We start from the raw sequence: 10,327 nt of genomic DNA on the forward strand, positions 1-10,327 counted from the left end.
CGTACGCGGCAACCGCCGACGGACACCTGCTGAGGGCCTCGGCGCCGACGATCACCCCGGTCGACACCACCGGCGCGGGCGACACCTTCGTGGGTGCGTTCGCCTGCATGCTCGACGAACAAGCACCGTTACAGACCGCGCTCGAGGTCGGCTGCGAGGCGGCTGCGCTGGCGTGCCTCAAGGTCGGCGCACAGGCGGCGATGCCGGTGCGCAGCGCGGTGACGGCGCTCGGCAAAACGCGCTGACAGCTGTCGCGGTCAACTTCCGATGCTGCCGACCAGATGCGCGCGGCGGTGGATGCCCAGCGCCTGCTCGGCTGGCAGAGCGCGCAGCCAGTCACGGAAGCTTGCGACCTCCGGGCAATCGGCAGTGCCTTCGGGCGCAATCAGCCAGTCACCGAGACCAGATCCCTCCCCGACCCGGTCGCAGCGATAGCCCGGATGACGGCCGAGACCGCGGGCGATCAACAAGTCGACCTTGCCCTCGACCAATTCGTGCAGGCCGGCGGGCTGCAGCACCCGCAAGCCGATGTCGGCATGCGCGCTGCGAAACGCCGCCAGATCGAGGCGGCGCAGGTCGAAGCTGGCATGGACTCCCAATTGCAGCAGGACCGCACCGGCCGGCTTCAATTGCGAGGTCGCGTCCGCAATGCGACGGAAGCCGTCGGAGATCTCTGGCAGATAGGCCTGCCCGGCCGCGGTCAGGATGAGCTGCTTGTGCAGCCGCTCGAACAGGCGGACGCCGAGGCGCGCCTCCAGCGCCTTCACCTGCTGCCCTACGGCGGCCGGCGTCACGTGCAGCTCGTGCGCGGCGAGCTTGAAACTGAGATGCCGCGCGGCGGCTTCGAATGCGCGGAGCGCGTTGAGAGGTGGGAGGGCATAGGTCATCGCGCAGCAGTTTGCCACTGACAGGCCGTGACCTTGCAATAGATTTTCTCGTGCTTGACGCAAGGATTCATGCTTTGCGCCGATCCGGTATCCAGGCTTACGGTCGGTTCGCAACCTCCGGAAATCCTTTGGTGTCCAATGGCTGAGACCATCCATCCTTTTTACAAGCAGCATCGCGGCGCCATGGAGGCCGCCATGCGCCAGCGCCTCGACCTTGCCGAAACGATGCTGCGCGAGCGCGCGGGTATCACCGACATGGCCGGGATCAGGCAGGAGGTGATGGACGAATTCGACATCGTGCTCACCCAAATGCCCTATGTTGGAGGCGAGCAAAGTCGGATGAGCGACTTCTTCATGCGCCTGATGGGCTTCATGGCCATGAGCCGCGTGCTGCGGCGACACGGCCTGCCGGTCCCCTTGATCGGCGAAATCGAGCGACAAACCTACAAGGCGCAGTTGCTCACCTTATCGGAAGCAGAACGTCTCGCCGAGGGGTATCAGTTCATGTCACCGGAGAATCAGGCTTTGCTGCGCGAGCAGGCCATTAAGAGCCAGCGAGAAGATTTTCGCCAAGATTTCGTCTACGATTTCGTCGAGCCCGGCCCGGGCGACAAGTTCGAATTCGGCATCAACTACAAAGCGTGCGGCTTCTGCAAATTCGCGGCTCGCCATGGCGACAACGACGTCCTGCCGAACATTTGCGGGCTTGATTTCGACGCCTATGCCACGCGTGGCATCCGTTTGGAAAGGACCCAAACCTTAGCCGGCGGCGCGAGCCACTGCAATTTCCGCTTCTTGCGGCTCCTGCCGGACTAGGCCCGCCTAGAATCGTCGCGTTCCGGCCAGCTCGCCGCAACCATAGCCTCAGTTCATGCAGACCCATTGCGTTTGGGTCATCCCGATCGCCCGGGCTGCGCCAGGCGCTAGATCAAGGGTGACGCCGCGCGTAAACGGACCGCGATCGTTGATCACGACAGTGACGGACCTACCGTTCTCGGCATTGGTCACTGTTACCTGGGATCCAAATGGCAGTGTCCGGTGCGCAGCCGTGAGGCCGCCGGCAGCGAAGGCTCGGCCACTCGCGGTTCGTCGTCCCGACGTATAGTAGGAGGCGACGACAGGCTGTCCTGAACAGGCGCCGTGAGGTCTTGAATGCGCGAAGAACCAGGCGAAGCCTCGGCTGTGGGCATCCGCTGACGAGGTTATCAACAGCACTGCGGCCGCCCCGACGGTGCAGATCGACAATCGCATAAATGCCTCCGAACTAAGAACTGCTTCCGTCCGCGGCAAACGCGAGGACACAAAGTACGACGGTCGCGATCGCGACCAGGGGGATGAAGCCGGCAAACATGCTGACGTGGTGACGGACGCGCGGCACTCCGGCAACTTCTTTCCGTCGTTGAGGTTACCGCGGGTTCCAGATTTAACGTTTGGCGCGGCTATTCATGTTAACGACAGGTGTGTGGGCTGTGGGCCGCTAGCGGCCCCTCGCCTCTTCCAGCGCCTTGCTCAGCTCGTGCAGCTCATACGGCTTGTGGATCATCGGAAACTCCGAGCCGGATTTACGCGCCGCGTCGCTGTAACCGGTCGCCAGGACGATCGGCATGGCGGGATGGTTTTGCTTGAGGTGCCGGGCGAGGCTGAGGCCGTCCATCTTGCCGGGCATGACGACGTCGCTGAACACGACGTCGATGCCGTCTTTCTCGATCGCCTGGATCGCCGCCTCCGCGTCAGACACCCACCTCACGCGATAGCCGAGTTCCTCGAGTAGCAGCATGCTGGAGGTTGCGACGTCCGGATTGTCTTCGACCAGCAGCACCGTCCCCGCACCCGATTCCAGCGCCTCCACTTGGCGCAAGGCCGAGACGCCTTCGCCGCGCGGCAGGAACACCGTGACCTGCGTCCCCTCCCCGAGACGACTTTTGACATCGACGAATCCGTCGGCTTGGCTGGCGAAACCATGCACCTGCGAAAGGCCGAGGCCTGTACCCTTGCCGACCGGCTTGGTGGTGAAGAAAGGATCGAAGATTTTTGCGATCACGTCGTCCGGAATCCCGACGCCATTGTCAGCTACAGTGATGCAGACATATTCGCCGGGATTGGCATGATCATCGATCCGCCGGTTCTCTGCCGAGATGCGGACCGCGCCGCCTTCGGGCATCGCGTCGCGCGCGTTCAGGACAAGATTGACGATCGCCGTCTCGAGCTCGGCCGGATCGGCCACGACCGGCCAAATTCCATCCGGAATCGCCACCTCCAGCCGCACCTGGCTGCCAAGGCCGGTTTCGAGCACGTCCCGAACCGCAGACAGCGTTTGCCGCACGTTGAGCAGCACGGGATTGATCTGCTGGCGGCGGGCGAAGGTCAGCAGTTGACGCGTCAGGGCGGCGCCGCGCTGGATGCTGGCGTCAATGGCGTCGGCGGCCTTCACCGCGCGTGAATCGGTAACGAAACGCCGGATCAGACGCACATTGCCGCTCACCGCCATCAGCAGATTGTTGAAATCGTGGGCGACGCCGCCGGTGAGCTGGCCGAGCGCATCCATCTTCTGCGATTCCGCGAGCTGCTTCTGCATGCGCTCGAGCTTCTGCTGCGCCTCGCGCCGCTCGGTGATGTCGCGCGTGATCTTGGCAAAGCCGATCAGCTCGCCAGCATCGTTGCGGATCGGATCGATCACCACGCTGGCCCAGAAGAAGGTGCCATCCTTGCGCACGCGCAGGCCCTCTTCCTCGTATCGCCCCTGCTCACGCGCGATCTTGAGGGCACGCGCCGGCTTGCCGGCCTCGCGGTCCGCGGGCGTGTAGAAGCGGGAGAAATGCTGGCCGATGATTTCGTCCGGCAGATAGCCCTTGATGCGATGACCGCCGAGATTCCAATTCGTCACCCGTCCCTCGGGATCGAGCATATAGAGCGCATAATCCGTGACGTTGCTGACCAGCAGGCGGAACTGGTTTTCGCTCTCGCTCAGCGCCACGCGCGCCTGGAGGCGTTCGGAAATGTCGCGCGTGATCTTGGCAAAGCCGACCAGCTTGCCATCATCATGAATGGCATCAATGACAACGGAGGCGAAGAACCGCGAGCCGTCCTTGCGGACGCGCCAGCCTTCGGTTTCGAACCGTCCGGTTTGCTCTGCGGTTTTGATGGCCATCTCCGGAAGGCCTGCCTTGCGATCCTCCGGCGGATAGAACACCGAAAAATGCCGTCCGATGATTTCGGCGGCCTGGTAACCCTTGATACGCGCCGCGCCGGTATTCCAACTGACGACGATCCCCGCAGGATCCAGCATGCAGATGGCGTAATCCGTCACGCCCTGAACAAGGAGCCGAAAGGCCCGCTCACTTTCAAACAAGCCCGGTTCCGGCGTCGGCGCATCGGTCATTCGTTCTCACGCTCCCGCAAAACCCAAGACAACGCACGGCAACCGCATGAGTTCCCGCTTGTTAGTGCTTTTTTGTCAGGACCTTAGCGGCCGGACCATATATGAGCCGGAAGGCGATGATTTGCAAGAAAACCGGTCGCGGCATAAGCGGACATGCTGAATATCGATGCGAACCGGTCGCGCCTGATCGCGTTGGACTGCCGATATCGGGGGAGGCCAAATGAAGCCGCACGTCATCTGCCATATGGCGACCAGCATCGACGGCCGGATCTGGCCGAGCCGCTGGCGCCCGCAAGGCGCAGCCGGCGACCTGTTCGAGCAGCTGCACGAGAAGCTCGACGGCGACGCCTGGCTGATCGGCCGTGTCACTGGCAGCGAGTTCGCCAAAGGTACCGCCTATCCGGCCACGACCAGCGAGAATTTTCCGCGCGAGAGCTGGTTTGCGCGTCGCGATGCTGATGTGAAAGCGTACGGCATCGTGCTCGATGCCAAAGGCAAGATCACTTGGGGCCGCGCCGATATCGGCGGCGATCCGATCGTCGTCGTGCTCACCAAGGCGGTGCCGGATGCGCATTTGGCCGGCCTGCGCGGCGAAGGCGTGTCCTACATCTTCGCCGGCGATACCGAACTCGATCTTGCACTGACGCTGGAGATCCTGAATCGCGAACTCGGCGTGAAGCGGCTGCTGCTGGAAGGCGGCGGCGTCGTCAACGGCGCCTTCCTGCGCGCCGGGCTGGTCGATGAGGTCAGCCTGATCCTCTGCCCCGCCATCGATGGCGCCAAGGGCGCGCCTTTCGTGTTCGATTCATCGGAAGCCGATTCCGACCAGCGCGCGCCGCTGACGGCGATGACGCTGCAAAGCCATGAGGTGCTGGAGAGCGGCGCCGTCTGGCTACGCTACCGGATGCAGAACAGCTGAACGCGCAAAGGCGCCGGCCGCCACTCATTGCGCTGAGGTTCGTCATTGGGAGGAGCCTCGATTGCTTGGCTTCGCTCGCAATGAACGCGACGGTTTGGGCTTGACGCCCCATAACCAGCCAGTTATGCGTTATCCATAACCACCGAGTTATGGATTGATGCCGGATACCCACGACATTCTGTTCAGGACGCTCGCCGATCCGACGCGGCGGGCAATCTTCGAACGATTGTGCCGACACGGCGAGCAGACGGTCGGCGCGCTGACGGCGCAGTCCGGCGTCTCGCAGCCAGCGGTCTCCAAACATCTCGGCGTGCTCAAGCAGGCCGGGCTGGTACGTGACCGCCACGAAGGCCGCCAGACCCATTACAGCGCCGAACTCCCTGCCCTGTCGCCCCTGATCGACTGGACCAAACAAATGGCCGGCTTCTGGGAAAGCCGGTTCGACGACCTCGAAGATCTCCTCAAAAGGATGGACCAATGAACACTGCCACTGAAACCCGCGCCGTCATCGTCGAACGCGAGATCGCGCATCCGCCGGAAAAGATCTGGCGTGCGCTGACCCAGCCGCATCTGATCGCGGAATGGCTGATGAAGAACGATTTCGCAGCCGTGAAAGGCCACGCTTTCACGCTGAGCGGCGATTGGGGCTCGGTCGATTGTCGCGTCCTCGAGCTCGAACCGAACAAGGCCCTGTCCTACACCTGGGACGCCATGGGCCTGGAAAGCGTCGTCACCTGGACGCTGACGCCGAAGGGCGCGGGCACGCATTTGCGCATGGAGCAAAAGGGCTTCAGGCCGGACCAGCAGCAGGCCTTCCAGGGCGCGCAATATGGCTGGCAGAAGTTTTTTGGCAATCTGGAGCAGGTGCTGGGGCGCGATTGAAAGCAGCCGACATCCACACAGCGACTGAAGAGAGGCAGGCATGAAAGCGAGCGCGCAGCAGGCGGGCGAGTCCCCGTCCGTTCTGATCGATGGACGCATCAAAGAGCTCGGCGATTGGCGCGGCGAGCTGCTGGCGCGGCTGCGCGCGCTCATCAAGGACGCCGATCCCGACATCGTCGAGGAATGGAAATGGCGCGGCGTGCCGGTGTGGGAGCATGCCGGCATCATCTGCACCGGAGAGACCTACAAGAGCGTGGTGAAGATGACCTTCGCCAAGAGCGCTTCGCTGGAAGATCCGGCAGGCCTGTTCAATTCCAGCCTCGAGGGCAACACCCGCCGCGCGATCGATTTCAAGCAAGGCGATGAGGTCAATGAAAAAGCGTTGAAGGCGCTGATCCGCGCCGCCGTGACGCTGAACACGGCCAAGCCGAAGAAGCGTTGATGCGCCGTAGCCCGCGTGAGCGCAAGCGACACGCGGGGCTCAGAAGAAATTGTCCCAGATGCCGCTCCGCTCATTCGGACTACAAACTACGACAAAGAAAGACAACGACGAATAAGACAAATAAAAAGACTCCGACCGATATGGTCGGAGTCTTTTGTGGATTAGTCGTTGTCGTGATGAATGACCGTCTTGCTGCGGTTGCCGAACTCGTCTTCCTTCTTGATGACGGTGGTCCGGTCAGCCGGCTCATGCTCCTTGATGACGGTGGTACGATGCTCGGGCTCGCGATACTCGTGGGTTTCGCCCACCGTTACGCCCGCGCCAACGGGACCAACATGCACGCCAACGTCATCAGCGAATGCAGGCGCGGCGAAGGCACCGACGAGCGCCGCGGCGATCAGATATTTCTTCATGTCTCTCCTCCGATTGGCAATTGCCAGCACGAAAAACACCGGGCTCGGATAACAGTTCCGCGGAAACATGCCGATTGCACTGTTCCTTGTTCAGCCAAGGTTCATCGCAATGGCGCGGCGCTACGCATCGTCTCCACCGTCACGCCGGCCGGCTTCATCGAGCGCCTGAAGCGCGGCTTTGATCGTCTCCAGCAGGCGCTCGATCTCCTCGCGCTCATGCGGGCCGGCGGTGTCCATCTGCTCGATCAGTTGCTGCTTCTGGACAAGTAGTTTTGCCATCGTGGTCATCGCGCACGTCCCGTGGAACATCTCGCATCACCTGCGAGTCGCTCGTCAGAACGATCGATCAGAGGAAACGTTCGAAAACCTGCCATGATCAGACTCGTCGGCCGTCGATATTCGCCGGACAGATTCAGGCGCCCAGCGGAAGCACCGGCCGGATAGCCCCTGCGCTGACTGCGCGATGAAGACGAAGCGCTATTCCGCGGCCTGGCGGACGTGGCGCTCGATCACCGTGCGCATGGTGACCAGCTCCTCGGCTGCGGACGGATGCAGCGCGATGGTGGCGTCGAAATCGGCCTTGGTCGCCTTCATCTTGATCGCGATCGCCACCGCCTGGGTAATCTCGGCGGCGTTGTCGCCGACGATGTGGCAGCCGAGCACGCGATCGGTGGTGGCGTCGACCACCAGCTTCATCAGGATACGGGTGTCGCGGCCGGACATCGTCGCCTTGATCGGCCGGAACGAGGCCTTGTAGATGTCGACGCGATCGAACAGCTCGCGTGCCTGGATCTCGGTCATGCCGACCGCGCCCACTTCCGGCTGGCAGAACACCGCGGTCGGAATGTTGGTGTGGTCGACCTGCACCGGCCGCTTGCCGAACACGCTGTCGGCAAAGGCGTGGCCCTCGCGGATCGCGACCGGCGTCAAATTATGCCGATGGGTGACGTCGCCGATCGCATAGATGCTCGGCACCGACGTCTGCGAGAAATGATCGACCGCGATGCCGCCGTTCTCCGGATTGATGGCGACGCCGGCCTTGTCGAGTCCGAGATTGGCGACGGCAGGATGGCGGCCGATCGCAAACATCACCTGCTCGGAGGCGATGCTCGATCCGTTCGACAGATGCGTGGTGTAGTAGTCATGGCCGTCGTTTTGGCCGTGCTTGTCGACCTTGGTCACCGTGCAGCCGGTCAGGATCGTGATGCCTTCCTTCTCCATCTCGGCGCGGGCATGGGCGCGGACGTCCTCGTCGAAGCCACGCAGGATGTTGTCGCCGCGATAGACGACGGTGACGTCGGAGCCGAAATTGGCGAAGATGCAGGCAAATTCCAGCGCGATATAGCCGCCGCCCTGGACCACGATCCGCCGCGGCAGCTCCTGCAGATGGAAGGCCTCGTTGGAGGAGATCACGTGCTCGATGCCCGGAATCTCGCGGCCGTGATTGGGCGCGCCGCCGGTCGCGATCAGGATGTATCTGGCGCGCACCGTCTCGCCGGTCAGCAGGCGCACGGTATGGGCGTCTTCCAGCACCGCGCGGGTCTTGACGATGCGCACGCCCGCCTTCTCGACATTGGCGGTATAGGCCGCCTCGAGGCGCGCGATCTCCTTGTCCTTGTTGGCGATCAGGGTCGGCCAATCGAAGGTGGCTTCCGGGATGCGCCAGCCAAAGCCCGCGGCATCCTCGATCTCCTGGCGGACATGGGACCCGATCACCAGCAGCTTCTTGGGTACGCAGCCGCGAATCACGCAGGTGCCGCCCATCCGGTATTCTTCGGCGATCATGACGCGGGCGCCGTAGCCCGCCGCGATGCGGGCGGCACGCACGCCGCCCGAACCACCCCCGATGACAAACAGGTCGACGTCAAAATCAGCCATCTCGATCCTCTGATATGCTGACCCCGACCTGTCCTGACAGCAGGCCGCGATCAGATCGGCTTGCCGCGCTTCTTCATCTCGGCGCGGAATTGCGCGGTGACGACGTCGGCGAAGTTCTGCGCCCACTGGTTCATATAGGCCATGCTGCCCTGGATGGCACGAGGTTCGGCGGCGAGCAGCTTCTGGCCGAGCGGCGACTTGTAGAAGGCGACGAGGTCGGTGATCTCCTTGTCGGTGAACTCCTTGCAATAGGCCTCGGCCATGCCCTCGCCGATCTCCTTTTCCTTGCCGGTGAATTCCTTCGCCACGACCAGCGCGACGTCGTCGAGGTCCTTCTGGTAGTTCAGATTGGACTGAACCAGCTGCGTCTTGGCCTGCTGCACGATGCCCGGCACGGCATTGGCGTACATCACCGCAACGTTCTTCATGGCCAGAATCTCGCGCGCGCCGGCCATGCAGGCGGCCGAGGCCGGCTTGGTCTGCTGGGCGGACGCCGAGCCCGCCAAGGCCAAGGCCAGCACGAAACAAGTTGCCGGCAAGATTCTGAAAACGGTCTTCATTCCTGGTCTCCCCTGAGATTGCGTCGCTGGCGCAGTTTCACTGCACTAGGGCCGCTCGATAACGCGAATTCCTTGCGCACCAGCCAGGATCGCCGTGCTGGCAAGGCCGATGAAAAGCCCATGCTCGACCACCCCGGGTATTACGCTCAAAAGGCCCGCCAGGCGCGGAGCATCCTGGATTTCCCCGAGACGGGCATCGACAATCCAGTGGCCACCATCGGTGACAAAAACGTGGCCGTCCTTGCCTTTCCGGACCACCATCTGCCCGGATACCCCGGCCTGAACGAAGGCGTCGGCGATCGCGCGCTGGGTCGCCGCAAGCCCGAAGGGAACCACCTCGATCGGCAGCGGAAATCGGCCGAGAGGCTCCACCCATTTGCTGTCGTCCGCGATCACGATCATGCGATCGGATGCGCTCGCCACGATCTTCTCGCGCAGCAGGGCGCCGCCGCCGCCCTTGATCAGATTGAATTGCGGATCGATCTCGTCGGCGCCATCGACGGTGAGGTCGAGATGGTCGATTTCGTCGAGCGTCGTCAGCGGCACGCCGACGGCCTGCGCCTGCGCCCGGGTCGCCTCGGAAGTCGGCACCCCCACGACCCGGAGCCCGCCCTTCACCTTCTCGCCCAATAGCTCGACGAAATGCCTGGCGGTCGAGCCGGTGCCGAGCCCGAGCTTCATGCCGTCGCGCACGTGCTCGAGTGCCCGGGCCGCCGCCTGCCGTTTCAATGCGTCCATGTCCACGCGCGCTTGTCCACCGTCCGAGCCGTCGGGGCCGAAATCGGGCGCATATCTAGCGATGTTTTGCCGCTGGGGATAGCGGCAGGAGGCGGTTGACCGGATTAAAAAGCCACTGTGACCCCTTGCCTGACGGCATTGATGCGGCTAGCGAATCCAGTCATGTCCGCCACTCCCCCCACCATCGTCTTCGATCTCGACGGCACGCTGGTCGACACCGCGCCCGACC

The 10,327-nt window shown here is 63.1% G+C and carries 14 protein-coding genes; 6 read left to right on the plus strand and 8 right to left on the minus strand.

Annotated features, from left to right (window positions below; genetic code table 11):
• Positions 1-245, plus strand: a 245-nt coding sequence (locus WA702_RS01410) for a PfkB family carbohydrate kinase (RefSeq protein WP_425108737.1), incomplete at its 5' end; no start/stop codon positions are given.
• Positions 246-257: 12 nt separating this feature from the next.
• On the opposite strand, the gene WA702_RS01415 is transcribed toward WA702_RS01410, so the two are convergent.
• Positions 258-887: a LysR family transcriptional regulator gene (locus WA702_RS01415; protein WP_425108738.1), complete on the minus strand. Its 630-nt coding sequence runs from the start codon at positions 885-887 to the stop codon at positions 258-260.
• Between the two features lie 138 nt (positions 888-1,025).
• On the opposite strand from WA702_RS01415, the gene WA702_RS01420 reads away from it, so the two are divergent.
• Positions 1,026-1,703 carry an L-2-amino-thiazoline-4-carboxylic acid hydrolase gene (locus WA702_RS01420; protein WP_425108739.1) on the plus strand — a complete coding sequence of 226 codons (678 nt, stop codon included), beginning with the start codon at positions 1,026-1,028 and terminating at the stop codon, positions 1,701-1,703.
• Positions 1,704-1,751: 48 nt separating this feature from the next.
• On the opposite strand, the gene WA702_RS01425 is transcribed toward WA702_RS01420, so the two are convergent.
• Together WA702_RS01425 and WA702_RS01430 are read right to left on the minus strand one after the other, a co-directional pair.
• Complete coding sequence (locus WA702_RS01425) at positions 1,752-2,138, minus strand: septal ring lytic transglycosylase RlpA family protein (RefSeq protein ID WP_425108740.1); 387 nt, start codon at positions 2,136-2,138, stop codon at positions 1,752-1,754.
• 226 nt (positions 2,139-2,364) lie between these two features.
• On the minus strand, positions 2,365-4,266 hold the full coding sequence (locus tag WA702_RS01430) for a PAS domain S-box protein (protein ID WP_425108741.1): 1,902 nt from the start codon (positions 4,264-4,266) through the stop codon (positions 2,365-2,367).
• A gap of 220 nt (positions 4,267-4,486) precedes the next feature.
• On the opposite strand from WA702_RS01430, the gene WA702_RS01435 reads away from it, so the two are divergent.
• The 4 genes from WA702_RS01435 (at position 4,487) to WA702_RS01450 (ending at position 6,509) form a co-directional block, all read left to right on the plus strand.
• Entirely contained in the window at positions 4,487-5,185 is a 699-nt protein-coding gene (locus WA702_RS01435) for a RibD family protein (protein ID WP_425108742.1), read from the plus strand.
• Between the two features lie 157 nt (positions 5,186-5,342).
• Positions 5,343-5,666 carry an ArsR/SmtB family transcription factor gene (locus WA702_RS01440; protein ID WP_425108743.1) on the plus strand — a complete coding sequence of 108 codons (324 nt, stop codon included), beginning with the start codon at positions 5,343-5,345 and terminating at the stop codon, positions 5,664-5,666.
• Positions 5,663-6,067 (plus strand): SRPBCC family protein, encoded by a 405-nt coding sequence (locus WA702_RS01445; RefSeq protein WP_425108744.1) that lies wholly within the window; start codon positions 5,663-5,665, stop codon positions 6,065-6,067. The genes WA702_RS01440 and WA702_RS01445 overlap by 4 nt, the downstream gene beginning before the upstream one ends.
• Before the next feature lie 40 nt (positions 6,068-6,107).
• The gene (locus WA702_RS01450) at positions 6,108-6,509 is read left to right on the plus strand and encodes a DUF1801 domain-containing protein (protein WP_425108745.1); all 402 of its coding nucleotides are present in this window, start codon (positions 6,108-6,110) and stop codon (positions 6,507-6,509) included.
• A 161-nt stretch (positions 6,510-6,670) separates the two neighbouring features.
• On the opposite strand, the gene WA702_RS01455 is transcribed toward WA702_RS01450, so the two are convergent.
• From WA702_RS01455 to rpiA, 5 genes are all read right to left on the minus strand, one after another.
• On the minus strand, positions 6,671-6,922 hold the full coding sequence (locus tag WA702_RS01455) for a hypothetical protein (protein WP_425108751.1): 252 nt from the start codon (positions 6,920-6,922) through the stop codon (positions 6,671-6,673).
• 120 nt (positions 6,923-7,042) lie between these two features.
• The gene (locus WA702_RS01460; protein ID WP_425108746.1) at positions 7,043-7,210 is read right to left on the minus strand and encodes a hypothetical protein; all 168 of its coding nucleotides are present in this window, start codon (positions 7,208-7,210) and stop codon (positions 7,043-7,045) included.
• Between the two features lie 189 nt (positions 7,211-7,399).
• The gene (gene gor / locus WA702_RS01465; RefSeq protein ID WP_425108747.1) at positions 7,400-8,800 is read right to left on the minus strand and encodes a glutathione-disulfide reductase; all 1,401 of its coding nucleotides are present in this window, start codon (positions 8,798-8,800) and stop codon (positions 7,400-7,402) included.
• A 50-nt stretch (positions 8,801-8,850) separates the two neighbouring features.
• A complete protein-coding gene (locus tag WA702_RS01470) occupies positions 8,851-9,360 on the minus strand; it encodes a DUF2059 domain-containing protein (protein WP_425108749.1) in 510 nt (169 codons plus the stop codon).
• A gap of 45 nt (positions 9,361-9,405) precedes the next feature.
• Positions 9,406-10,104: a ribose-5-phosphate isomerase RpiA gene (gene rpiA, locus WA702_RS01475; RefSeq protein ID WP_425108750.1), complete on the minus strand. Its 699-nt coding sequence runs from the start codon at positions 10,102-10,104 to the stop codon at positions 9,406-9,408.
• Positions 10,105-10,327 lie beyond the last annotated feature (223 nt).

The sequence above is a fragment of the Bradyrhizobium sp. genome, assembly GCF_049798375.1.
In the GTDB taxonomy this organism is placed as follows: Bacteria; Pseudomonadota; Alphaproteobacteria; order Rhizobiales; family Xanthobacteraceae; genus Bradyrhizobium.

Coding starts and splice junctions, on each gene's coding strand:
- WA702_RS01415 (WP_425108738.1), bottom strand. CDS start 887: ATGACCTATGCCCTCCCACCTCTCAACGCGCTCCGCGCATTCGAAGCC.
- WA702_RS01420 (WP_425108739.1), top strand. CDS start 1,026: ATGGCTGAGACCATCCATCCTTTTTACAAGCAGCATCGCGGCGCCATG.
- WA702_RS01425 (WP_425108740.1), bottom strand. CDS start 2,138: ATGCGATTGTCGATCTGCACCGTCGGGGCGGCCGCAGTGCTGTTGATA.
- WA702_RS01430 (WP_425108741.1), bottom strand. CDS start 4,266: ATGACCGATGCGCCGACGCCGGAACCGGGCTTGTTTGAAAGTGAGCGG.
- WA702_RS01435 (WP_425108742.1), top strand. CDS start 4,487: ATGAAGCCGCACGTCATCTGCCATATGGCGACCAGCATCGACGGCCGG.
- WA702_RS01440 (WP_425108743.1), top strand. CDS start 5,343: ATGCCGGATACCCACGACATTCTGTTCAGGACGCTCGCCGATCCGACG.
- WA702_RS01445 (WP_425108744.1), top strand. CDS start 5,663: ATGAACACTGCCACTGAAACCCGCGCCGTCATCGTCGAACGCGAGATC.
- WA702_RS01450 (WP_425108745.1), top strand. CDS start 6,108: ATGAAAGCGAGCGCGCAGCAGGCGGGCGAGTCCCCGTCCGTTCTGATC.
- WA702_RS01455 (WP_425108751.1), bottom strand. CDS start 6,922: ATGAAGAAATATCTGATCGCCGCGGCGCTCGTCGGTGCCTTCGCCGCG.
- WA702_RS01460 (WP_425108746.1), bottom strand. CDS start 7,210: ATGACCACGATGGCAAAACTACTTGTCCAGAAGCAGCAACTGATCGAG.
- gor (WP_425108747.1), bottom strand. CDS start 8,800: ATGGCTGATTTTGACGTCGACCTGTTTGTCATCGGGGGTGGTTCGGGC.
- WA702_RS01470 (WP_425108749.1), bottom strand. CDS start 9,360: ATGAAGACCGTTTTCAGAATCTTGCCGGCAACTTGTTTCGTGCTGGCC.